11 protein-coding genes are annotated in these 24693 nt (G+C 60.6%); 5 read left to right on the top strand and 6 right to left on the bottom strand.

Annotation, left to right across the window (positions count from 1 at the left end; genetic code table 11):
• Positions 1 to 284: 284 nt before the first annotated feature.
• Positions 285 to 725, bottom strand: a complete 441-nt coding sequence (locus JFU48_RS29410) for a YybH family protein (RefSeq protein ID WP_201138446.1) — start codon at positions 723 to 725, stop codon at positions 285 to 287.
• A 10-nt stretch (positions 726 to 735) separates the two neighbouring features.
• Positions 736 to 1686 (bottom strand): agmatinase, encoded by a 951-nt coding sequence (speB, locus tag JFU48_RS29405; RefSeq protein ID WP_201138445.1) that lies wholly within the window; start codon positions 1684 to 1686, stop codon positions 736 to 738.
• Between the two features lie 340 nt (positions 1687 to 2026).
• On the opposite strand from speB, the gene JFU48_RS29400 reads away from it, so the two are divergent.
• Together JFU48_RS29400 and JFU48_RS29395 are read left to right on the top strand one after the other, a co-directional pair.
• Positions 2027 to 2920 (top strand): LysR family transcriptional regulator, encoded by an 894-nt coding sequence (locus JFU48_RS29400; protein WP_007956593.1) that lies wholly within the window; start codon positions 2027 to 2029, stop codon positions 2918 to 2920.
• Between the two features lie 5 nt (positions 2921 to 2925).
• A complete protein-coding gene (locus JFU48_RS29395; RefSeq protein ID WP_201138444.1) occupies positions 2926 to 3519 on the top strand; it encodes a tRNA-uridine aminocarboxypropyltransferase in 594 nt (197 codons plus the stop codon).
• Positions 3520 to 3639: 120 nt separating this feature from the next.
• Here the strand turns inward: JFU48_RS29395 and JFU48_RS29390 are convergent, their stop codons facing one another.
• The 3 genes from JFU48_RS29390 to JFU48_RS29380 form a co-directional block, all read right to left on the bottom strand.
• Positions 3640 to 5001, bottom strand: coding sequence for an HlyD family type I secretion periplasmic adaptor subunit (locus JFU48_RS29390; RefSeq protein WP_201138443.1), 1362 nt, complete (start codon positions 4999 to 5001; stop codon positions 3640 to 3642).
• 195 nt (positions 5002 to 5196) lie between these two features.
• On the bottom strand, positions 5197 to 7359 hold the full coding sequence (locus JFU48_RS29385) for a type I secretion system permease/ATPase (RefSeq protein WP_201138442.1): 2163 nt from the start codon (positions 7357 to 7359) through the stop codon (positions 5197 to 5199).
• 157 nt (positions 7360 to 7516) lie between these two features.
• On the bottom strand, positions 7517 to 8881 hold the full coding sequence (locus JFU48_RS29380; protein ID WP_003222721.1) for a TolC family outer membrane protein: 1365 nt from the start codon (positions 8879 to 8881) through the stop codon (positions 7517 to 7519).
• A 531-nt stretch (positions 8882 to 9412) separates the two neighbouring features.
• On the opposite strand from JFU48_RS29380, the gene JFU48_RS29375 reads away from it, so the two are divergent.
• Positions 9413 to 18019, top strand: coding sequence for a retention module-containing protein (locus JFU48_RS29375; protein WP_201138441.1), 8607 nt, complete (start codon positions 9413 to 9415; stop codon positions 18017 to 18019).
• An 880-nt stretch (positions 18020 to 18899) separates the two neighbouring features.
• Positions 18900 to 19259 carry a DUF6124 family protein gene (locus tag JFU48_RS29370; protein WP_201138440.1) on the top strand — a complete coding sequence of 120 codons (360 nt, stop codon included), beginning with the start codon at positions 18900 to 18902 and terminating at the stop codon, positions 19257 to 19259.
• A gap of 140 nt (positions 19260 to 19399) precedes the next feature.
• Here JFU48_RS29370 and JFU48_RS29365 read toward each other — a convergent pair whose 3' ends face one another.
• Positions 19400 to 22192, bottom strand: coding sequence for an Ig-like domain-containing protein (locus JFU48_RS29365; protein ID WP_201138439.1), 2793 nt, complete (start codon positions 22190 to 22192; stop codon positions 19400 to 19402).
• A gap of 492 nt (positions 22193 to 22684) precedes the next feature.
• On the opposite strand from JFU48_RS29365, the gene JFU48_RS29360 reads away from it, so the two are divergent.
• Positions 22685 to 24634, top strand: a complete 1950-nt coding sequence (locus JFU48_RS29360; protein WP_242486729.1) for a hypothetical protein — start codon at positions 22685 to 22687, stop codon at positions 24632 to 24634.
• Positions 24635 to 24693 lie beyond the last annotated feature (59 nt).

The raw sequence follows: 24693 nt of genomic DNA, 5'->3' as shown, positions 1-24693 counted from the left end.
AAAGGCGCGCTCATCGTGCGTGAGCGTCACCTGTTTGGGTAGGGTCTGCTGACGTTGGGTGGCGAACCGCGTTGCTGCGCCAAAGTGCGCGAGGCAAGGCGCGGGATGCCGCCCATGGTTGTTCCCTTGGCAAATCCCGCAACGCAGCCTCGCGCACTTTGGCGCGCAACCCGAAGGGACGGAACCCATTTGGCGCAGGGCTGTGTTGCTCGGAACTTATTTGGAACGACCAAACTGCGTTCCTCGCGCCTTGCCCTGCGCCAAATGGGTCTCCGTCGCGGTCGTCACCCAACGTCAGCAGACCCTAGGGGTGGCAGCCCTTCCGGCATTGCGGACAAATGTTCATGGCAGGCCAGCCAATGGCCTTGTTGTTCTAGGCTCGACGCTTGTTTCTTGAAAACAATCGTCTCGCGCTCCTGGCTGAAATGTTGCTCCCCTTGCATGCGCAGCTCGGTGGCCACGTCATGGACAAACACCGCCACGTCACCTTGCAGGCTGACGAAAGCGTTGCTCGAAGTGCACGACAACACTTCGAAGCCATCCTCGGCGCGCCAGCTATCCCACAACGCCTGATAGGCATCGCGCGACAGCAGCGGCTGTTCGAGGGTGTAAAACACGAAACTTGCATCGGCGCTGAACGCGCCGAAATAAGCTTCGCGATCGTTGCGAGCGAAGGCGGACACCAGATCGGCAGCCGCTTTCAACACCTGATCACGTTCGTTCATGGCCGAACCCTCAGCGGTGGACTACGCCAGGCAGTACGCAGAGCATTTCGTACAGCAGGTTGGCGGCCAGCAGCGAGGTGTTGCCGGTGGTGTCGTAAGCGGGCGAGACTTCTACCAGATCACAGCCGATCAGGTCGAGGCCCTGACAGCCGCGAACGATTTCAATCGCCTGAATGGTCGTCAGACCCCCGATTTCCGGGGTGCCGGTGCCAGGCGCCCAGGCCGGGTCGATGCCGTCGATGTCGAAGCTCAGGTACACCGGACCGCCACCGACTTTCTCGCGCACTTCAGCCATCAGTGGCGCCAGCGATTTGTGCCAGCACTCTTCGGCCTGCACTACGCGGAAACCCTGATCGCGGCTCCAGTTGAAGTCGTCAGCGGTGTAGCCCTGTGCGCGCAGACCAATCTGCACCACGCGGTCGCAGTCCAGCAGACCTTCTTCGACGGCGCGACGGAAGGTTGTGCCGTGGGCGATTTTCTCGCCGAACATGTGATCGTTGACGTCAGCGTGGGCATCGATGTGCACCAGACCGACCTTGCCGTGCTTCTTGTGAATCGCCCGCAGGATCGGCAGGGTGATGGTGTGGTCGCCACCCAGGGTCATCGGGATCACGTTGTGCTCGAGGATGTTGTCGTAGGCTTCTTCGATGATGCGCACGGCGTCGAGCAGGTTGAAGGTGTTGATCGCCACGTCACCGATGTCGGCGACCGACAGCGAGTCGAACGGCGCGGCGCCGGTGGCCATGTTGTACGGGCGGATCATCACCGATTCGGTGCGGATGTCGCGCGGCCCGAAGCGAGTGCCGGGGCGCAGCGAAGTACCGATATCCAGCGGCACGCCAACGAAGGCAGCGTCCAGGCCGGCAGCGCTCGGTACATGGGGGAGTCGGAGCATGGTGGCGATGCCGCCGAAGCGCGGCATTTCGTTGCCGCCCAGTGGTTGGTGAAGAATCTTGTCCACGGGTAGGGCCTCATCGTCTTTGTTTTATTTATGTCGGCGCACCGTTGAACACAGGTTCGGACGCCGCTGTGGGGCCGATTCTGCGAAATGTAGTGCGGGGGAAGAATCGCTACGGGCAAAAACTTAGTTCAGATTTTTCTAAACTAATGATGAGGCTGGAGATAGACTCGTCGCTGTTCGCCGGGGTGAACATGACGCCTGTGTGGGAGCGGGCTTGCTCGCGAATGCGGTGTGTCAGCAACATGGATGCCAACTGATACGACGCCTTCGCGAGCAAGCCCGCTCCCACAGGGACCGTGTCTCTTCGGACGCACCGAATGCTTCTTGTGATGGAGTAGACATGGCCAACGCTTTACCCGACCTGAAACTATTGCGCATCTTCGTCAGCGTGGTCCGGCATCAGGGCTTTGCCAATGCGCAACAGGAACTCAACCTGTCGACCTCGGCGATCAGCACTTACATGAGCCAGCTCGAAGCCGCGCTCGGTCTGGTGCTGTGCCATCGCGGGCGGGGTGGGTTCAGCCTGACCAGCAAGGGTGAGCTGTTCCATCAGGAAACCCTGCGCCTGCTGGCCGAGCTCGAAGGTTTCGAGCAATACGCCGCCGCGCTCAAGGGCGAACTGCGTGGCACGCTGAATCTCGGGGTGATCGACTCCACGGTCAGCGACAAGGCCTTGCCGTTCGCCGAAGCCATCGGCGCCTACAGCCAGGAACACCCGGCGGTGCATTTGCACCTGTCGGTGATGAGCCCTTACGAACTGCAACTCGGCGTGCAGGACAACCGCCTCGATCTGGCCATCGGCGCCTTCTCCACGCGCATGAGCGGTCTGGTATACATGCCGCTGTACCGCGAGCAGCACTGGCTGTATTGCAGCAGCCGGCACCCGTTGTTCAACGAGCGGCGGATTCCCGAGCAGGTCATCACTCAGCAGCGCATGGTCGGCCGTGGTTACTGGAGTCAGGCGGAGCTGGCGCGCCATGGTTTCAAGCACAGTGCGGCGACCGTGGAAAGTATGGAAGCGCAGCTGATTCTGGTGCTCTCTGGTGCCTACATCGGTTACCTGCCGGAGCACTACGCTCAGGCCTGGGCTGACAAGGGCGACTTGCGCGTGTTGCTGCCGGCGACTTTCGGTTATCAGGCGCCGTTCTCGATGATCATGCGCCGTGGCCGCAGCCGCGAACCGCTGATCCAGACCTTCCGTGATTTGCTCAAAGCACAGCTCAATCAGGCTTAAGAACGATGTCCAGACCCCAATGCCCGCGCTGCCTGCGCCCACAAACCCACTGCCTGTGCTCGCTGATCCCGAGCCTCGATAGCCGCACCCGAGTGTTGCTGTTGCAGCATCCGAGCGAGGTCAATCACGCGCTCAACACCGCGCGATTGGCGGCGTTGGGTTTGACCAATGCCGAGCTGATTGTCGGTGAGGTATTCGAGGATTTACCCGCGCTGCTCAACCGGCCGGGGTATCAGGCGCGGTTGTTGTTTCCCGCCGACGATGCGCAGCCGATGCAGGCTTATCGCGAGTCTGACCAACCGCTGCTGTTGGTGGTGCCGGACGGCACCTGGCGCAAGGCGCGCAAGATGCTCCACCTCAATCCGTTGCTGGCAGCGTTGCCACGGGTGACGCTGGCCGCGGGCGGGGTGTCGCGCTATCGGTTGCGCAAGGCACCGGGGCCGGGGGCGTTGTCGACGATCGAGGCGATTGTGCAGGCGCTGGAAACCCTTGAAGCGCCGACGACATTTGCGCCGTTGTTGAAGCCGTTCGAGGCGTTGATCGAGGGGCAGATTGCGGCGATGGGGGAGGAGGTTTTTCAGCGTAATCATTCAAAATAATGGGTGTTGGTGCGGGCCTCTTCGCGAGCAAGCCCGCTCCCACAGGGGAATGCATCCCAACTGTGGGAGCGGGCTTGCTCGCGAAGGCGTTGGATCAATCACCGCAACTCTCAACAATGCCTACCGCTCACGCATCGCCTCGGTCCGCGCCTTCAGCACCGGTTTAAGCAGGTAATCCAGCACACTTTTCTCCCCAGTAATAATGTCCACCGTCGCCACCATCCCCGGGATGATCAGCAGCGGTTTAACATCCCCGCCCAAGTGGTTTTTATCGGTGCGCACCTGAATCAGGTAGAAGCTGTTGCCCTTGTCATCGGTGATGGTGTCGGCGCCGATCAGTTCGAGTTTCGCGCTCAGCCCGCCGTAGATCGTGTAGTCGTAAGCGCTGAACTTGACCATGGCTTTCTGGCCCGGGTGCAGGAACGCGACGTCTTGCGGACGCACCTTGGCTTCGATCAGCAGGTTGTCTTCCAGTGGCACGATTTCCACCATGTCGCTGCCCGGCTGTACCACGCCGCCGATGGTGTTGACCTTGAGTTGCTTGATCACTCCGTGCACCGGCGAAGTCACGGTGGTGCGGCTGACCCGGTCGTCGATGGCGATGCTCGACGCGGTGATTTTCGACAGGTCGGTGCGTTTCTGATTGAGGTCCTTGGCGGCGTCGGAGCGGAAAGTCTGTTCCGATTCGTCGATCTTGCTCTTGATCTCGTTGATTGCCGATTCCGCCCGTGGAATCGCCAGCGTCGTCGCGTTCAGCGAACCGCGAATCTCCACCGCGCTGCGCTTGAGTCGCAAGATCTCCACCGGCGATACGGCGCCAGTGCCGACCAGCGGCGCCGACATGTTCATCTCTTGCTGCAGCAGCGCCAGGCTGGAGCTGTACTGACCCTGTTTGGAACGAAACTCCGCCAGTTCCTGAGTCTTCTGCCGCAGCTGTTCGGTGAGGGTGCGTTGCTCACTGGCTAGGCGGCGCTGGCGTTGGTCGTACAGCGCCCGTTCGTCTTCGGCGACCTGTGGCGCCTTGGCGATCACCTCGTCAGACAGTTTCAACGGGCGACCCTCGGCTTCGGCGGAGAGGCGCTCGACTTGCGCAGTCAGCGCGTAACGGTCGGCCTCGCTCTCACCTTTGTTCGAGAGAAAGCGCGTGTCATCCAGGCGCAACAGCTTGTCGCCCTTGTTCACCATCTGCCCTTCACGCACAAAAATCTCTGTGACGATCCCGCCCTCCAGGTTCTGGATCACCTGGACCTTGCTTGACGGAATCGCCTTGCCTTCGCCCATGGTCACTTCTTCAAGCACCGCGAACTTGGCCCAGACTAGCGCACTGATCAGCAGCGCCGCCGCCAGCCACACGGTGATCCGCGACCAGCGCGGCGAATCCTGCAACGCCGCGCCGGCGGTTTCCGGCATGAACTCGGCTTCGGCGCTTTTGCCGAAACTGTTGAAGTAGCCGCGTGATTTGCTATCTGAAGATGCAGACATGGGGCGATACCCCTCAGTTAAGAAACATCAAACCGCACAACCCATGCGTCGCCCGGAACACTCACTTGTGGTGAGGGGATTTATCCCCGATAGGGTGCGAAGCGCCCTCAGAGTCTTTGGGGCTGCTGCGCAGCCCATCGGGGATAAATCCCCTCGCCACAGGTTTTGTGAGAGCCATAAATTATGTGCACGCATCTAAACCGCCGCCGAGCCGACGCGGCCCTTGCGCAGTGCATCGATGACCGCTTCTTTCGGGCCGTCGGCGACGACCCGGCCGTTGTCCAGAACCAGCAACCGGTCCACCAGGCTCAGCATCGAGGTGCGGTGTGTGACCAGCAGCAGTGTTTTGCCTTGAACCCAGCCGTGGAGCTTCTGGCGCAGCAGGTCTTCGCTGCTGTTGTCCATGGCGCTGGTGGGTTCGTCGAGCAGCATGATCGGTGGGTCGAGCAGCAATGCCCGAGCGAGTAAAACGGCCTGACGCTGGCCGCCGGAAAGTAGCTGGCCGCGCTCGCCCACCGGCCGGTCGAAGCCTTGCGGATGCTGGCGGGCGAGTTCGGTGACGCCGGTCAGCTCGGCGACTTCGAGCATGCGCGAATCGCTGATGTAGCGGGCGCCGAGGGTCAGGTTGTCGCGCAGGCTCCCGGCCAAAAGCGGCAGGTCGTGGGCGACATAACCGATCTGCTGGCGCAGGTCGGCGACATCCAGTTGCCGCAGGTCGAGGCCGTCGAGCAGCAACTGGCCTTCCTCGGGTTCATAGAAGCCCATCACCAGCCGCGCCAGGGTGCTTTTGCCCGAGCCGCTGCGGCCGATGATGCCGATCCGCTCGCCGGGTTTCATGCTGAAGCTGACGTTGCTCAGCGCCGGCGCGTTCTGGCCGTTGTAGTGAAAGGTCACGCCGCTGACGTCCAGCGCACCTTGCAGTTGCGTGCGTTCCAGTGGCCGCTGCTTGCCGTCGCGCTCCTGCGGCAGGCCCATCAGCGCGTCGGTGCTTTTCATGGTCAGTTGCGCTTGCTGGTAGCGGGTGATCAGCCCGGCGATCTGCCCCAGCGGCGCGAGTACGCGGCTGCCGAGCATGTAGCTGGCGACCAGCGCACCGACGCTGAGGTTACCGGCGATGATGCTGTAGACCCCGGCAACAATCGTCGCCATCCCCGAGAACTGCTGGATGAACAGCGTGCCGTTGGTCGCCAGCGCCGAAAGATTGCGCGCATGGCTGTCGAGGCGGGTGAGGGCGCCGTGGGTGCTTTCCCATTTGTGCTGGCGCTCGCTTTCGGCGCCGCAGGCCTTGAGGGTTTCCAGACCACCGAGGGTTTCGATCAGCAGCGCCTGCCGTTCCGCACCCAGGCTCAGACTCTTCTGCACGGTATCGCGCAGGCGCGCCTGAATCACCATGGCGAAGATGATCGTGATCGGAAACGCCAGCAGCGGAATCACCACCAGCCAGCCACCGAGCAGACCGATCACCACCAGCATCAACACCACGAAGGGCAGGTCGATCAGGCTGGTCAGGGTCACGGCGGTGAGGAATTCGCGCAAGCCCTGAAAGTCATGAATGCTCTGGGCGAAACCGCCGATGGTTGCCGGCCGCGCCTTCATCGCCATGCCGGTGATGCGCTCGAACAACGTCGCAGAAAGGATCACATCGGTTTTCTTGCCGGCGGTGTCCAGCAGGTGCGCGCGCACCACCCGCAGCACCAGCTCGAAGCCGGTACCGATCAGCAGGCCGATCGCCAACACCCACAGGGTCGAGGTGGCCTGATTCGGCACCACGCGGTCGTAGGTCTGCATCACGAACAGCGGCACCATCAGGCCTAAAAGGTTGATCAGAAAACTCGCGAGGATCGCATCGCTGTACAGCCATTTCGACAGCTTGAGGGTGTCGCGAAACCAGGCGTGGACCCGTGGCACCAGCGGTGAACGCAAGTCTTCGAGCTCGTGGCGCGGACGGGCGAACAAGGCCTGGCCGCTGTAGTGTTCGGCGAGTTCTTCGCGCTCGACCCATTGCTCGCCGCCATCGGCTTCGCTGGGCAGGATCAGCGCTTTGCCGTCGTCGGCGAACCGTCGCAGTACGGCGGTGCGCCCATCCTTGAGCAGCAACAGAATCGGCAGATTCAGCGCAGAAATATCCTTCAGTTCGCGGCGCAACAAGCGCGCCTGCAAACCGGCCCGGGCCGCTGCGCGGGGCAGCAGATCCAGGCTCAGGCGTTGCTTGTTCAGGGGCAGCCCGGCGCTCAGACTGGCGCGACTCACCGTCGCGCCATGCAGTTTGCAGAGGATCAACAGACCGTCGAGTAACGGGTCATCGAAGCTCAGCCGCGGATCGATCCCGGAGTGTCCGCCTTCGGCCATGCTGGTCATATTGATCGCCCCTGTAATGACTGGTCCAACCTTGTGGCGAGGGAGCTTGCTCCCGCTTGAGTGCGCAGCACTCACAAAATCTTCATCGTTGAACGTTTTTGGGGTCGCTGCGCAACCCAGCGGGAGCAAGCTCCCTCGCCACAATGGATCGTGGGACTTACTTCAGCTCGGGCAGGCGTGCTTCATTCTTCACATCGGTTGCGGCTATCGCATCGGCCGGCAGCACCACCCGTTGCTTGCTCAGCAACTGGCCCATGTTCGCCAGCACGCGGTACATCGAATATTCCTCGGTGTAGCGGATTTCGGTGTAGCGGCGGTTGGCGTTGTAGAGCTCGTTTTCACTGTCGAGCAAGTCGAGCAGGGTGCGTTGGCCGAGGCCGAACTGATCCTGATACGCCGCGCGCACACGCTTGGTGGTCTCGGCGTATTCACGGGCGGTCGGGGTCTGTTTCTTCGCGTTGACCATGGCGTTCCACGCCAGGTGGATGTTCTCGTTCAACTGCCGCAGGGCGTTGTTGCGAATGTCCATTGCCTGATTGATCTGGTGCGCATCGGACGCCAGCCGGGCTTTGTCGCTGCCGCCACGGAACAGGTTGTAGTTCATGATCACGCCCACGCGCCATTCGTTGTCGTGGCCTTCATCACCTTGCACGTTGTTGTTCGCGCCCACCGCCGCCTCTGCATCGAAACGCGGATAGAACGGCGACTTGGCGACTTCGTACTGGCTCTCGGCCGACTGCACGTCAGCCTGGGCGGATTTCAGATACGGGTTGTTCTCGACCATGCTCTGCTGGGCTTCCGGCAGGCTGGTGGGGATTTCACCGCGGGTCGAGGGCGGCGTTTCCAGTTCATCGGGCATGCGCCCGACCACGGCGTAGAAGTTCGATTCGGCGTCGGCCAGATCGACTTCGGCGGTGTCGAGGTTGTTCTCCGCCAACGCTTTACGGGCCACCGATTGATCGGAGTCTGCGGTGCTGCCGATACCGCGCTGGGTGCGCAGGCCGATCTGATCGTTGACCCGCAAGTGCGCTTGCAGGTTGTTCTTGGCCAGGGTCACCAGTTCGCGGCGCTTGAGCACTTCGAGGTAGACCTCAATGGTGCGCAGGGCCAGATCCTGGGCAGTGCCTTGCGCGTAATAGGCGCGCGAGTTGGACACGCCCTTGGTGCGCTCGACCTCGTTGGCGGTGTTGAAACCGTCGAACAACATCTGCCGCAAGCGTAATTCGGACTGGGTGTAGTTGAGGATTTCGGTGTTGTGACCGCTGGGAGTCAAGGCCCGCGTATTGGTGTTGTCGCTGTAGCCGCGACCGTAAGCAGCGTTCAAATCCACGGACGGATAAAAGCCGCCCTTGGCCACTTTCACCTGCTCGTCGGCTGACAGCTTGGCGTCCACGCGCGAGGCGAGTTCTGGGTGGGTGGCGATGGTGCTTTGTATCGCGTCGGTCAGGTTCATGGCCTGAGCTTGGGAAGTGCAAGCCATGGCCAGCAAAACCGCGCTGCAGAGGGGGGTTAAAACGCGCATGGGTGCATCTCCCTGGTCCTGATGGTGTGTTACTGTCGCCAAATATTTGACGATATTTTAAGGTTTAAGCGTTTCACTCTTGTAACAACAGAGCTAAGAACATCCTGAAGCGTAGCTAAGAAAAAATTTTCATAAGGGTTATGCCAAAAAAAACTTATGCGCTGCGACAAATCCGGGACATTGTTCAGGACGAAAGCCTTTGTTTTCCGCGCATCAGGGTGCACGGAAAGGCTTGAGGAAAGTTCCATTCACTTTGCGACATACGGCGAAGTAATGCTGAAGGGGAGGGACGCGTAGCGGCAGATGAGCGACATTTTTTTGTCACTTGGGTGATTCACCACCGTTACGTAGCGTTAGTGGGTTTGCTGCACTGATCAGGAGTTTTAAGTGCTTGATCGCACTGAAGTTTCCTTTTTTGCGCTACCTGCGAAACGAACTGCCGAGGTGTGAGCGTCACCCCGGCAACCCGATTGAGCCATGGGCTGCTTCGCGAACCAGTGCCGACGGTGGTCGGCAGCGGAGGAATTTCACATGGCAACGCTCATCGGGATCGTCACTAAAGTCATTGGTCAGGTTTTTGCGCAGGGCACCGACGGCACTCGCCGCGCCCTGGTCGAGGGCGATCGCCTGTTTGCCGGCGATCAGGTGATCACCGGGGCAGAAGGTGCCGTCGCCGTTCATCTGCAAAATGGCCACGAGTTGACCCTGGGTCGCGACAGCAGCATGACCATGACCGGGCAGTTGTTGGCCAATCAGGCGCCGCATGTCGATTCGCCAGAAGCGGTGACCCCGACCGAAGCGCAATTGACCGACGTTGAGCAAATCCAGAAAGCCATCGCCGCCGGTGAAGACCCGACCAAAGCCGCCGAAGCGACTGCTGCCGGGCCGAATGCGCCAACGGGTGTACCGGGGGAACTGGGTGGTGGCCACAGTTTTGTGTTGCTGACGGAAGTCGGCGGACGCGTCGATCCGCGAATCGGTTTCCCCACCGCCGGTTTCAACGGGATTCCCGAGTTTCCCCTGGAACGGCACTACATCGTCGATAACAACGGCGACAACACTCCGGCGCCAGTGGTGCCGCCAGCGGTGAATAATCCGGTGACGCTCAGTGGCCTGTCGGTGCCGGGCGGTGAACTGACCGTCAACGAAGCCAATCTGCCCGACGGCTCTGCCGCCAACCCCGCTGCGCTGATTCAAAGCGGCAGCTTTACCGTGAGCGCCCCGGACGGTCTGAGCAGCCTGAACATCGGCGGCATCAACGTGATCAGCGGTGGCGTGGCCGTCGGTTTTCCGCAGTCGATCACCACCCAGTTGGGCAACACCCTGACCATCACCGGTTACAACGCGAGCACCGGCGTGGTCAGCTACAGCTACACCCTCAATGGCAATGACGCCCATCCGGCCGGTGGCGGCGCCAACAGCCTGAGCGAGCATTTCACCGTGACGGCGGGTGACAGCAATGGCGACAGCGCCACCGGCTCGCTCGACGTCAACATCATCGACGACGTGCCCCGAGCGGTGAATGACAGCAACATCGGCACCGCGTCGGAAACCAATCTGACGCTGATCGGCAACGTGCTGACCAATGACGTACAAGGTGCTGACCGCGTCGCTGGCGGGCCGGTCACCCCCGGTACTTTCACGGGAACCTACGGCACTTTGGTGCTGCACGCCGATGGCACTTACACCTACACCCTGAACACCAGCGACGCCGATTTCAAAAACCTGCACGGTGGTGGCAACGGTACTGAAACGTTCGCCTACACCATCACCGATTCCGACGGTGACAGCAGCACCGCGAATCTGGTGCTGCAGATCCACAACAACGATGATCCGGTGACGATCAATAACGGTATCAATGGCGGCGTGCTGACCGTGAATGAGGCCAATCTCGGCAGCGGCAGTGCGCCCGATGCAGCGGCGTTGACGCAAAACGGCAGCCTCACCATCACCGCGCCGGACGGCGTCACCACGCTGATGGTGGGCGGTATCGCCGTGGTCACCAATGGCGTGGCCGCAGGCTTCCCGCAATCGATCACCACGCCTTTGGGCAGCACGCTGACCGTCACCGGATTCAACGCGGCGACCGGCGTTCTCACCTACAGCTACACCCTCAATCACAACGACGCGCACCCGACCGGCAATGGCGCCAACACATTGCCCGAACAGTTTGCCGTGACGGTGACGGACGACAATGGCAGCACCGCCAATACCACCATCAGCGCGAACATCATTGACGACGTGCCCAAAGCCGTCGATGACAGCAACACTGGTACTGCCTCGGAAACCAACCTGACCCTGACCGGCAACGTGCTGACCAACGACGTGCAGGGTGCTGACCGTGTACCCACCGGCCCCGTCACTGCTGGCACCTTCACTGGCACTTACGGCTCGCTTGAACTGCACTCCGATGGCACTTACACCTACACGCTGAACCCGACCGATGCCGATTTCAAAAACCTGCATGGCGGCGGCAATGGTACTGAAACGTTCACCTACACCATCACCGATTCGGACGGTGATACCAGCACTGCGAACCTCGTCCTGCAGATCCACAACAACGACGATCCGGTGGTCATCAGCGGCCTGGATGTGAACGGCGGCGAACTCACCGTTTACGAAAAAAACCTAAGTACCGGTAGCGCTCCTGACGCTAATGCACTGACCCAAAGCGGCACCTTCACGATCACCGCTTTGGACGGCGTGACAACGCTCACTGTCGGCGGCATCGCGGTGGTCACCAACGGTGTGGCCGCAGGCTTCCCGCAATCGGTCACCACGCCATTGGGCAGCACGCTGACCATCACTGGTTTCAACGCGGCCACCGGTGTTGTCAGCTACAGCTACACCCTCGACCACAACGACGCCCATCCAACCGGCAATGGCGCAAACAAACTGCCGGAACAGTTCGCCGTCACGGTGGTGGACGACAACGGCACCACCGCCAACGCCACCCTCGACGTCAACGTGATCGACGACGTGCCCAAAGCGGTGAACGATGCCAACACCGGCACCGCTTCGGAAACCAATCTGACCCTGACCGGAAATGTCCTGACCAACGACGTGCAGGGTGCTGACCGTGTTCCGACCGGCCCAGTGACTGCCGGTACTTTCAACGGCACTTACGGCACCCTGGAACTGCACACTGACGGCACCTACACCTACACGCTCAATCCCACCGACGCCGACTTCAAAAACCTGCACGGCGGAGGCAATGGCACCGAAACCTTCACTTACACCATCACCGATTCGGACGGCGATACCAGCACCGCGAACCTCGTCCTGCAGATCCACAACAACGATGATCCGGTGGTCATCAGCGGCCTGGATGTGAACGGCGGCGAGCTGACGGTTTACGAAAAAAACCTCAGCACCGGCAGCGCGCCCGATGCCAACGCGCTGACCCAGAGCGGCACGTTCACCATCACCGCACTCGATGGCGTGACGACGCTGACCGTCGGCGGCATCACCGTGGTCACCAACGGCGTGGCCGCAGGCTTCCCGCAATCGGTCACCACGCCATTGGGCAGCACGCTCACCATCACCGGTTTCAACGCAACGACCGGCGTGGTCAGCTACAGCTACACCCTCGATCACAACGACGCCCACCCAACCGGCAACGGTGCGAACAACCTGCCCGAGCAATTCGCCGTCACCGTGGTGGACGACAACGGCACCACCGCCAACGCCACCCTCGATGTGAACATCATCGACGACCTGCCAAAAGCGGTGAACGACAGCAACGCCAATACTGCGTCAGAAACCAATCTGACCCTGACCGGCAACGTGCTGACCAACGACGTGCAGGGTGCTGACCGCGTACCGACCGGTCCCGTCACCGCTGGCACCTTCACCGGCACTTACGGTTCGCTCGAACTGCACACAGACGGCACTTACACCTACACGCTCAATCCCACCGACGCCGACTTCAAAAACCTGCACGGCGGCGGCAATGGCACCGAAACCTTCACCTACACCATCACCGATTCGGACGGCGATACCAGCACCGCAAACCTCGTCCTGCAGATCCACAACAACGACGATCCCGTGGTTATCACCGGCCTCGACGTAAACGGCGGCGAACTCACCGTTTACGAAAAAAACCTCAGCACCGGCAGCGCTCCTGACGCCAACGCGCTGACCCAAAGCGGCACCTTCACGATTACCGCTTTGGATGGCGTGACCACCCTGACCGTCGGCGGCATCGCCGTGGTCACCAACGGCGTGGCCGCAGGCTTCCCGCAATCGGTCACCACGCCATTGGGCAGCACGCTCACCATCACCGGTTTCAACGCAACGACAGGAGTGGTCAGCTACAGCTACACCCTCGACCACAACGACGCCCATCCAACCGGCAACGGTGCGAACAACCTGCCCGAGCAATTCGCCGTCACCGTGGTGGACGACAACGGCACCACCGCCAACGCCACCCTCGACGTAAACGTGATCGACGACGTGCCCAAAGCAGTGAACGACAGCAACGCCAACACCGCGTCGGAAACCAACCTGACCCTCACCGGCAATGTCCTGACCAACGACGTTCAAGGCGCCGACCGCGTACCCACCGGTCCCGTCACCGCTGGCACCTTCACCGGCACTTACGGTTCGCTCGAACTGCACACCGACGGCACTTACACCTACACGCTCAACCCCACCGACGCCGACTTCAAAAACCTGCATGGCGGCGGCAATGGCACCGAAACCTTCACCTACACCATCACCGATTCCGACGGCGATACCAGCACCGCGAACCTCGTCCTGCAGATCCACAACAACGACGATCCGGTGGTCATCAGCGGCCTGGATGTGAACGGCGGCGAACTCACCGTTTACGAAAAAAACCTAAGTACCGGTAGCGCTCCGGACGCCAATGCACTGACTCAAAGCGGCACCTTCACGATCACCGCTTTGGACGGCGTGACAACGCTCACTGTCGGCGGCATCGCGGTGGTCACCAACGGCGTGGCCGCAGGCTTCCCGCAATCGGTTACCACGCCACTGGGCAGCACACTGACCATCACCGGTTTCAACGCAACGACCGGCGTGGTCAGCTACAGCTACACGTTGGATCACAACGATGCCCATCCAACCGGCAACGGTGCGAACAACCTGCCCGAGCAATTCGCCGTCACCGTGGTCGACGACAACGGCACCACCGCCAACGCAACCCTCGATGTGAACATCATCGACGACCTGCCAAAAGCGGTGAACGACAGCAACGCCAACACCGCGTCGGAAACCAACCTCACGCTGACCGGCAATGTGCTGACCAACGACGTACAAGGCGCCGACCGCGTACCTACCGGCCCCGTCACCGCTGGCACCTTCACCGGCACTTACGGTTCGCTCGAACTGCACACCGACGGCACTTACACCTACACGCTCAACCCCTCCGATGCCGATTTCAAAAACCTGCATGGCGGCGGCAATGGCACCGAGAATTTCACCTACACCATCACCGATTCGGACGGCGATACCAGCACCGCAAACCTCGTCCTGCAGATCCACAACAACGACGATCCGGTGATCCTCAACGGTCTCGACGTCAACGGCGGCGAACTCACTGTCTACGAAAAAAACCTTGGCAACGGCAGTGCGCCGGACGCCACGGCACTGACCCAAAGCGGCACTTTCACCGTGACTGCGCTCGACGGTCTGCAAACCCTGACTGTCGGCGGTATTGCCGTGGTCACCAATGGTGTGGCCGCAGGTTTCCCGCAATCGATCACCACGCCGCTGGGCAGTACGCTGACCATCTCCGGCTATAACCCGACCACGGGTGTCGTGACCTATAGCTATACCCTGGTGCATAACGACGCACACCCGACCGGCAACGGCGCCAACAGCCTCACCGAGAATTTCAACGTGGTCGCCACCGATGGCGACGGCAGCACGGCGTCGGGGCAGATCAACGTCAACATCATCGACGACTTGCCGACCGCCAAAGCCGACACCGGCTCGGTGACGGAGGGCGGCACGGTCAACATCAGCGTGCTCGGTAACGACGTCACCGGTGCCGACGGCGCAGCGGCGGGTGGGGCAGTGGTGGGCGTGCGTGCCGGCAGCAACACCGCGAGCTCGGCGATCGGTGGCCTCAACAGCAACATCAATGGCACCTACGGCTACCTGACCCTGGACGCGGCGGGCAACGCCGTTTACCACAGCAACCCGAACTCGGTGAGCCCGCCGGGCGCCACCGATACGTTCACCTACACCATCCGCGATGGCGACGGTGACGAAAGCACCACCACCATCACCATCAACGTTGCCGACAGCAAACTCGTGGCCTCGGTGGATCAGGACGTGACGGTCTACGAAAAAGCCCTCGACCTGACCAAGGATGGCCAGGACCTGGCCCCCGGCACGGTCACCGGCAGCGATCCGAGCAGCACCGGCGAAACCGCCACCGGCACACTGGTTGGTGCGGTCACCGGTGGCAGTGGCGCGATCACGTACACGCTGGTCGGCAGTTCGACTGGCCAGTACGGGCAGATCCAGCTCAACGCCGACGGCACGTACACCTACACCCTGACCTCGGCGCCGAAAACCACGCCAAGCGCCAACGATGGGGCCAACACCCTCAGCGAAAGTTTCACCTACAAAGCCACCGATGCCTTGGGCAACAGCACCACCAGCACCATCGTGGTCAACATCGTCGATGACGTGCCCAAAGCGGTGCCGTCGGATCGCTCGGTGGCGGCGGTAGAGATCGACTCCAACATCCTCATCGTCCTCGACATTTCCGGCAGCATGGCCGACGCGTCCGGCGTGCCGGGCCTGTCACGGCTGGCGTTGGCCAAACAGGCGATCAGCGCCTTGCTCGACAAATATGACGACCTCGGCGATGTGAAAGTGCAGCTGGTGACCTTCAGCAGCAGCGCCACTGACCGCACCTCGGTGTGGGTCGATGTGGCCACCGCCAAAACCCTGCTGGCCGGCCTCACCGCCGGCGGCGGCACCAACTACGACGCCGCCGTGGCGGCGATGCAGACCGCGTTCAACACCGCCGGCAAACAGGACGGTGCGCAGAACATCGGTTACTTCTTCTCCGACGGTAAACCCACCGCCGGCCAGGAAATCGGCAGCGCCGACGAGACCGCACTCAAAGCTTTCCTCGATGCCAACAACATCAAGAACTACGCCATCGGCCTGGGCAGCGGCGTGAGCAACGCCAACCTCGATCCATTGGCCTATGACGGCATCAGCCACACCGACACCAACGCGGTGGTGGTCACCGACCTCAATCAGCTCAACTCGGTGTTGTCGGGCACCGTGGTTGGCGCGCCGGTCACCGGCTCTCTGCTGGGTGACACGGGCACCTTCGGCGCCGATGGCGGTTTCATCAAATCCATTGTGGTCGATGGCACCACGTACACCTATGACCCGAAAGCCAACGGCGGCCAAGGTTCGTTGGTCGCGAGCGGTGGCACCAACCACGGCACCTTCGACACCACGACCAACACCCTGAGCATCGCCACCAACAACAGCGGCACGCTGCAGATCAACCTCGACACTGGCGATTACACCTACATCTCACAGAAAACCACGACCACCGTGATCACCGAGAACATCGGTTTCACCCTCAGCGACAACGACGGCGACCTCGCCAGCTCGACGCTGACCGTGAAGGTCATCCCCAACTCGCCACCGGTGGCGACGGACGACCACGTCATCACCAATGTGCTGTCGAGCAACATCACCGTGCCGGGCGAACTGTTGCTGGCCAACGACACCGACCCGGACGGCGACCCGCTCAACGCCTCGCCAACCACCTTCAACACCGGTTGGGCAGCCAAGGGCGCGGACTTCACCGGTACTGGCGCGATCAACTTCGCCGGCACCGGCAACACCGCCGCCAACCAGAACCTGGCCGACGTACGCGCTGCGTTCGCCGCCAACACCGCAGCGATGACCGCCGTGCTGGTGGTCAGCGGTTACCTCGGTGCGGTGACCACCGCCAATGCCAACGATGAAGACCTGATCACCGTCAAACTGAAACAGGGCGAAACGCTGAACCTGGATCACAACCTGGCGGCCGGCCACGTCACCATGGAGTACTCGGTCAACGGTGGCGCGTTCGTCAGCATCGCCGACGGCGGCACCATCACTGCCGGTGCCGATGGCACCTACCAGATTCACGTGACCAACATCAGCAACACCAGTGGCAGCAATCCGACGGCAGCGGAAAACTATCAATTGACCATGACGGTCAACTACGCCGGCGCCCATGACGTGACGCCGGATTTCCACGGCACCTACACCGCCAATGACAACCATGGCGGCAGCGACACGGCCAACGTCAGCATCACCTATCAGGATGGCCACACCCTCACCGGCACTGCCGGGGATGACATTCTGGTGGCGGGCACCGGCAACAACATCCTCAATGGCGGCGACGGCAACGATGTACTGACTGCCGGTTCCGGCAACAACGAGATGCACGGCGGCGCGGGCAACGACTTGCTCTACAGCGGCCCGGGCAACGACATTCTCGACGGCGGTACCGGCATCGACACGGTCAGCTATGCCCACGCCACCGCCGGGGTCACGGTCAACCTCGGTCTGCTCGGTGCGCAAAACACCATCGGCGCTGGCACCGACACGATCAGCAATATCGAAAACCTGGTCGGCTCGAACTTCAACGACACCCTGACCGGCGACAACAATAACAACGTGATCAACGGCGGGCTGGGTAACGACATCCTCAACGGTGGCGGCGGCGATGACCTGCTGATCGGCGGCATGGGCAACAACACCCTGACCGGCGGGCCGGGCGCGGACACCTTCCAGTACCTCAAGGGCAACAGTGGCCACGACACCATCACCGATTTCACCCCCGGCACCGACAAGCTCGACCTGTCGCAACTGCTGCAAGGTGAAAACGGCACCACCGCGTCGCTCGACGACTACCTGCACTTCACCGTCACCGGCAGCGGCGCCTCGGTCCTCACCAGCATCGACGTCAGCGCGCTGGCCGGCGCCACGCCGAACCAGACCATCGACCTGGCCGGTGTCAACCTCGCCAGCCACTACGGTGTAACGCCGGGGGCGGGCGGGGTGATCGCCAGCGGACACGACACGGCGACGATCATCAGCGGCATGCTCAATGATCATTCGCTGAAAGTGGACACGGTGTGATCGAGGCCTGAAACGACAAAACCCGCCGTTCCGATCAGTCGGGACGACGGGATTTTTCTGTCTGGAGAACGGTGTTGCCAGTGAGCCAGCCTTCGCGAGCAGGCTCGCTCCCACATTGGATTTATGCTGCTCAGCATTTTGTGAACAACAAAGCTCCCCGTGGTAGCGAGCCTGCTCGCGAAAGCAGCCTACCAGTCGACTAATCCCTGACTGAATGCACTCAATCAAATTGTGGGAGCTGGCTTGCCAGCGATGGCGGTCTGACGGCCGATCAATATCCAACTGAATGCACCCAATCCAATTGTGGGAGCCAGCCTGCTGGCGATGACGGACTATGAGCCGACCAATCCCTAACTGAATGCTCTCGGTCAAATTGTGGGAGCTGGGTTGCCAGCGATGGCGGCCTACGAGCCGACCAATCCCCAACTGAATGCACTCATTCCAACTGTGGGAGCGAGCCTGCTCGCGAAAGCGGCCTGCCAGACAACATCAAAACAACAGAGCAGACTCCGCACATAAACGCACCCTCGCAACCACGTTTAAAGTACACGAACCGTTACGCCATAACGGCTACAACGCCTTGCGCCGTTACCTACGCGTACGCCAGAATCCGCCGGCTTACACGGCTATGCGTCGGGCTTATCGTTTCCCTGTCACTGCAAATCAGTGATCGGGTTTGGTAGCCCATTTCGGTACGGTCGTATGGCATCACCTTATGCAGCCTCTCTTTTGCGGCTCAGCTTTATATGGTGGACATGCGTGGGGCTCACTCGTGAGCGCCGGGTTCCGTATCGACCGGTCTACCAACCCGCGCATGGCCGCCACCCATCGTTTGGTAGCGAGGGTGATGGCTCCTATTTCTCGATACGGAGTTTCATCCATGTTCAAAGCCACACCCATCCCCCCGGACGTCGATCCAATTCCGTACGACCCGGCCCTCGACCCACAGAAGATAAAAGCGGCGACCGAACGCGCCCTCGACCACTACCTCGCGCCCGCGCACATCATGGCGACGCCTTACACCCCCAGCAGCATGTTCAGGGTCAACCCGCAAACCGACACCGAATCCCTGCTGGCCAACGCGTGCGAATCCCTGGCCTCGGCCACGGTCATGCTCGGTGACTTCGCCGGGATGCTGGAGGGGCCGAGCCGCAATACCGCGCTGGGCATTGCCCAAGTGGTGATGCTGGGGGAGTTGGCGGTGAATCAGGCGCTGGACAACGTGGTGCCCAAGGAATAGGCGCCAGCAGTTGTGGCCCCATCGCGAGCAGGCGAAGGCCTGCAGGGGGCCACATTCCAATGTGAGTTCGAGCCTGCAAACTCATTGAGATTCACCCCGCCGACGCCACGGATTCGCACGCATTGAACAGCAAGCACTCATCAAATGAATTTGACGGTGTAGGGCGCAGTCAGCTGCTGCCCGGTGGGACCGTAAAAGTTCGCCGTGTAGACCTCCGGTCCGTTGATTGTGAAAATCCATACCCCATATTCGCGGATACCCGGGTTTACGATTTTTACGGTGTAACTCAGGGTTTCGCTCATGGGGCTGCTTAAGGTGACGACGTGGTCTCCTTTAGCAAAGGTTATGATCTGAAAACCCAGCCGCATGCTTCGGTAATCCGCAAATTGCAAAGTGCTGCCGTTTGCTGGAACAACCCCGCCTGTTCCTCCGGTGCTCGGTTGCAGCCAGATTTCGCAGACATCCCGCGTTTCTATAACGACGATGAGGTAGGGGACAGAAGGCTGTTCGCTGCCATACAAAGCCTTGGCGACGAAGTTGTGGGTTGACGCGTCAAGCCCCATCAAGGTGAATGACCAATCCCCCGTTTGCGAGTCCGCATAGACCTCTCCTACGGGTATGAGGTTATCCAGTATTTCGATTTTCTGGCCGTTACTTGCGTTGCCGTACAGGACAATCGTTCTGTCTGGTGTGTCACCGCCACGCAAAATCAACTGGCCTACGGAGTTTCTCGCTGAGGTAATGCTCGGTGCATCGGAAGCCGTCACGGTTACCACCCACGCCGCCGACTCTGACCCGCCTCCATACAAAGCTTTCACCGAATATCTGTGATCACCCAATGCCTGTGCCGTCAGCGTATGAGACCACTTGCCTGCGGCATCCACGGCAATCGGTGTGAAGATCACCACGCCCTCGTCCAGTAGCTCGATTTGCTGCCCGGCGTGGCCTTCGCCGGCAAATACCAGCGAAATATCAGGAGTGGAGCCGCCATCCGGGATTTCAACGTCGCTGGGTAATCCCTTCACCGAGTCGATAGTAGGCGGCACCCACTCCACCACTTCCCCGACGACAAAAACCAACGGATTCGAGTAACTGGTCTTGCCCGTCTCGAACCGCAGGATGCTGTAGCTGACGCTGAGTTTCTCCCCGCGCCGCGCTTCGAAATGCTTCTGCACAAAGGCTGCATCAAGCGGGAAATCCACGGGTCTGCCGGCAGTGAGGGCGTTCAGGGTTTTGCTGCCTTCGTCCAGGAGCGCGCCATTGGCATCACGCAGTAGCCAGGTGACCACGTCCTGGGGTTTGGTCGGGTTGGCGAGCGGGTTCGGGCAAGTGATTTTGCTTGTGCCGTCGGGCAGATCATCGGGTTCCAGGATGCCGTTCTCTTCACCCTGGACGATCGGGGGCACCAGTTCCAGTTGTGCTTCTCCCACGGTCAGCAGCTCTGCATGCTGCGATGCCCGCCTGACGACTACACCGTCCTCGTCGCTGAGCAGGTTGTAGGACAGGTCCAGCGTGCCGCCCTTGAGCAACTTGAGGTGCCGGACGCCATCCACCTTGATGATGAAACCCAGCGGGTTGCTGGCGTCGGTCGCGCTGAGGATATGCAAGTCCAACTGCGGGTCATACGTGATCAGGTCGGCCTGGGTGCCCAGCCATTTGAGCTCAATGCCCATGTCTTCTTCGAAGCGATCGTCATGAGGGATGCGGATGCTCACTTGCTCCAGGTCGGGCTTGAGCGCACCGTCCACGGCATCTTCGGCGATCGGCGCGGCGAGGCGATAGGGGTCGCCGATGATGTTGATGAAGAGGCCCCTGGAGCGCTGAATCACTGTGCCGCCACGTTCCAGCTCGTAGAAGAACAGCGCCTGGGTTTTGGCCAGCTCCCGTGCGGCGCTGTTGGGCAGAAAAACGCTGACCACCAGCGGCGGTTCTTTGTCGATGATCTGGCGAGCGTCGTGCGCCACGGGAGCGCCGTCCAGTGTGCTGCCATTGATGTACATGATGATCACGTCGTTTTCCTGGAAGTCCGGCGACGTGGCCCAGACCTTCAGCTCCAGTTCTTCATCTTTCAGAGTGTCGAGGTGCAGCAAGTTGCCGTTGGCCTGCTCAAGGATGGGCGCAGCCAGTCGCGAGTTGCCGGTGTCGACGACGATGCGCGTTTCGCTGCACCAGTCTTGCGCCGCGTTGTTCACCAGATCAAGGATGGTAAACGTCACGGGGACCCCCAGGGGGCCCGAATCCCCGGCCCGGAGGATGTCCGCTTCAGTGACGTTGACCTCGATCGGATGGGCATCCGGATCGTCAACCTGTGCCTGAGTGACCGGTGCGGAGCGAATCCGCACGCCACCCCAGCTGACGATGATCACATCACCTGCGGCGCAGTTCGGATAGGGCCGTTTCGAAAGGCTGCCGGGTTTGGCCTTGATGGTGATTTTCACGCCATTTCTGGCGGTTTCCTTGTCCACGCCGTCGGCGATGATGCGCGGATCGATGTACTGGTACAGCTCGGAATGTTGACCGGGATCGGGATCCAGATCCTGGCCGCCGGGCAGGTCGAGCTTGATATAGATCGCTACTGGCGGCTTGTAGGGTTCGGGGGTCTGGTTGGCGCGCTTTATGGTATAGCCGAGTGTGTGTGAGCCGTTGGTGCTGTGTCTCGGCTCGACCCAGAGTGTCACCCGTTGACCTAATTGAGCTGTTTGCGTGAGGGTCTGCTGGTCGACGGTGGCACCATCGAACTCAAGCTCGATCCCGTCACCCAGTTTCATATCGGCATAGGGCAGAACGTGCACCTTCAGGCCGTTTGTGAAGTTGCCCAGCGCGGCGGCGTAGTTGATGCCCCATTCGCCGGAGGGCAGTTGCGGTTCCGTGCGGCCGGGGATTTCCGGTTCACGCAGGTCCTTGGGAATTTTTCTGGACGGTTGAATGAGCATGCTGGCAACTCCGGTTGGAAAGGGGCGGCACAGGGATTTAAGGCTCAGGTGAGGCGGGTTGGCTACTGTCAGAAATTACAGGTAGGCAGGGGTTTGCGATGAACGGTCGGGGTTCGGGTGTTGCCTTCCTGAAACTACTTCCCAGTAGGCGCTGCCGCAGGGAATTCGACTCTGCGGTGAACCGCAACCTGTGGCGTGAGTCTGCTCCCGCTGGGTCGCGCGGCGACTTCAATACCCATTCTGCTCAACAAAAATGCAGCCTCACGCTGGGCTGACTGTTCAGCCATTTCCATCGATTCTCCGACGAACGGTAAGCAAACCTAGTATTTCTGACAGTAGTCAGCTTTTTCCGGCAGGCATCTAATTGGGTCACAAGCGTTCCACGCCATCGTCAGTCAACAGCCCGTTTTATCTTCACGACTGCTCTGCGCGAGAACACTGCCCGATCAATTGCCGTGGAGCTTCGCAATGGTGCCCCCAGAAGAGTCGTCGATGGATTCGCAACACGCGCGTGGCGATGACGAAACAAGTCTTGTGGCTCCACCAGAGCCGATTGTTCCGGATATCCTGAAAGACGAAGAGGGTAATGAAAGCCCGGACGGGCTATTACCTCGCGATGTATTGAACCGCGATTTGAGAGTCACGATTCCGGCGTGGACTTTCTCGACAGAGCCGGAATTCGTAAAAGACGTCGTGTTGGTGGGGCTCAGGCGAGCGGGACTTCCCTTTGATGACAACACGGCGGGTGTGTTCCCGTTCAATATTCCCATTGATCCGGGTGACAAGATTGTTTCGGTGCCTCAAGGGCAGCTGGCATCTGGCGTTTACGACCTGTCGTACAAGCTGGTGATTGGTGGCAACCCATCGGAATCGCTGAAAAAAACCATCACCGTCGATAGAGTGCCGCCCGATGACGGCCAGGAACCGGCGATGCTGGAGCTGCTGGATCTTGTGGGCAACATCACCGATGACTATTTGGACGAGCACGGTCAGGTTCGTTTCAAAGTACGCCTTTATCTGGACGTGAAGGCCCGTGACCGGGCGATTTATTACTGGACGGACACCAGCACGCCACCGGACTTCGAAACCGAAATCCGCGAGCAGGCGTTCAGTCAGTTTGATATCGATAACGATCAACTGATCATCACCGTCTACGCAGACGATATTCGCCTGCGCGGTCATGGGCAGCGATACATCTATTATCGCTTGCGCGACTGGGCCGGAAACCGGGGACCGCGCTCGCGGCCGCTGCCTGTGTTCGTCGATCTGACCCCGGCGGCACCCATTCACAAGCCTCCGCGCATCCCCCTGTCGGACAGAGGCTTGATCGATCGTCAGCACGCTCGGGAGGGGGCGGTCAATCAAGGGGCGGTGACGGTCGAAATCGATGCCTATGACAATCCGTTGAGCGGCGATCAGATACTGCTGGACTGGGATGGCACTGTTCTGCCGCCGCAGGATGTCGACCCGGCCAACTTTCCTTGCGTGATCCCTGTGCCGTGGAGTGCGCTCACAGCCAAGGGGCTGGGGCCGGTGAATGCTCGTGTCACTTACCGCGTGCGCACTGGGGGCGTCGATAGCAAGCCATCAATGGAAACCCTGGTGTCGGTGAACCTGACGGTGGCAGGCCAGGATCACGCCAATGCGCCGGCGTTGTTGAACCCTAAGCTTGCCTTGCTGGAGATCTACGGCGCCAACTCCAAGGTGCTGAACACATTGCTCACCGAAGATTTCGGCGAGGACGCCGACGGCTTCCTGACCTTGTTCGACGCACCTGAACCGGGACACACGATCGAAGTTTATTGGGGGAGCATCAGTGCGCCCGTGGCGCAATACATCGTCCAGACCGGTGACGTTGCCGGCAAGAGAGTGCCGTTCAATATTCCATGGTCGGTCATTGACCAGGACCGGCAGAACCCGGCGTTGCCGGTCCATTACACCACCAGCAATGGCATCAACCAGCAACTGGCTCCATTCACGCCCGTCAAGGTGTCGATCATCATTATCGAAGGTCTCAAAGAGCCTTCGTTCCCTGACGCTGGCATCGAAGGGAGGCTTGACTGCTGTGCGAAACCGCGTCTCTGGGAGCGGGTGCGCGTGAGGATTGAAGGCAACCCGGCGTTTGACGAGAAGGACATCGTGACTTTGTTCTGGCAGGGATGCGAGGGACTAAATGGCACCACGCCCATTCCCGGGGCCGCGGAACGGTTCTTGACCATTTTGAGTGCGGATCAGGCAAGAAACGGTTTTGAAGTGCATGTAACCGATTATGAAAGATTGATAGCGCCGATGGAAAACAAGGGTTCGGCATTATGTTATTACACCTTGAAAAAGTTCACGGGTGGGCAGGGTGTTTCAAAAAAAGATTTCGTGATTATCAATAGAACCATGCCCAGTGGTGCAGTGTGCTCACCCACTAATGAAACCTGCACGGAACCGTAGCGGGTAATTGATTCATTAAAGTGCATTAGCCGGTTTTAGTCGGGACAGTCACGAGTGTT

Source organism: Pseudomonas sp. TH49 (genome assembly GCF_016650625.1).
GTDB lineage: Bacteria > Pseudomonadota > Gammaproteobacteria > Pseudomonadales > Pseudomonadaceae > Aquipseudomonas > Aquipseudomonas fluorescens_H.
Note: the sequence above shows the minus strand (reverse complement) of the source record. Positions and strands in the feature narration are given on the sequence as shown.

Bases quoted from the DNA above. Each gene is read 5' to 3' on its own strand.
- JFU48_RS29390 (WP_201138443.1), bottom strand. From the start codon at position 5,001: ATGTCTGCATCTTCAGATAGCAAATCACGCGGCTACTTCAACAGTTTC.
- JFU48_RS29380 (WP_003222721.1), bottom strand. From the start codon at position 8,881: ATGCGCGTTTTAACCCCCCTCTGCAGCGCGGTTTTGCTGGCCATGGCT.
- JFU48_RS29370 (WP_201138440.1), top strand. From the start codon at position 18,900: ATGTTCAAAGCCACACCCATCCCCCCGGACGTCGATCCAATTCCGTAC.
- JFU48_RS29385 (WP_201138442.1), bottom strand. From the start codon at position 7,359: ATGACCAGCATGGCCGAAGGCGGACACTCCGGGATCGATCCGCGGCTG.
- JFU48_RS29400 (WP_007956593.1), top strand. From the start codon at position 2,027: ATGGCCAACGCTTTACCCGACCTGAAACTATTGCGCATCTTCGTCAGC.
- JFU48_RS29410 (WP_201138446.1), bottom strand. From the start codon at position 725: ATGAACGAACGTGATCAGGTGTTGAAAGCGGCTGCCGATCTGGTGTCC.
- JFU48_RS29375 (WP_201138441.1), top strand. From the start codon at position 9,413: ATGGCAACGCTCATCGGGATCGTCACTAAAGTCATTGGTCAGGTTTTT.
- JFU48_RS29365 (WP_201138439.1), bottom strand. From the start codon at position 22,192: ATGCTCATTCAACCGTCCAGAAAAATTCCCAAGGACCTGCGTGAACCG.
- JFU48_RS29360 (WP_242486729.1), top strand. From the start codon at position 22,685: ATGGATTCGCAACACGCGCGTGGCGATGACGAAACAAGTCTTGTGGCT.
- JFU48_RS29395 (WP_201138444.1), top strand. From the start codon at position 2,926: ATGTCCAGACCCCAATGCCCGCGCTGCCTGCGCCCACAAACCCACTGC.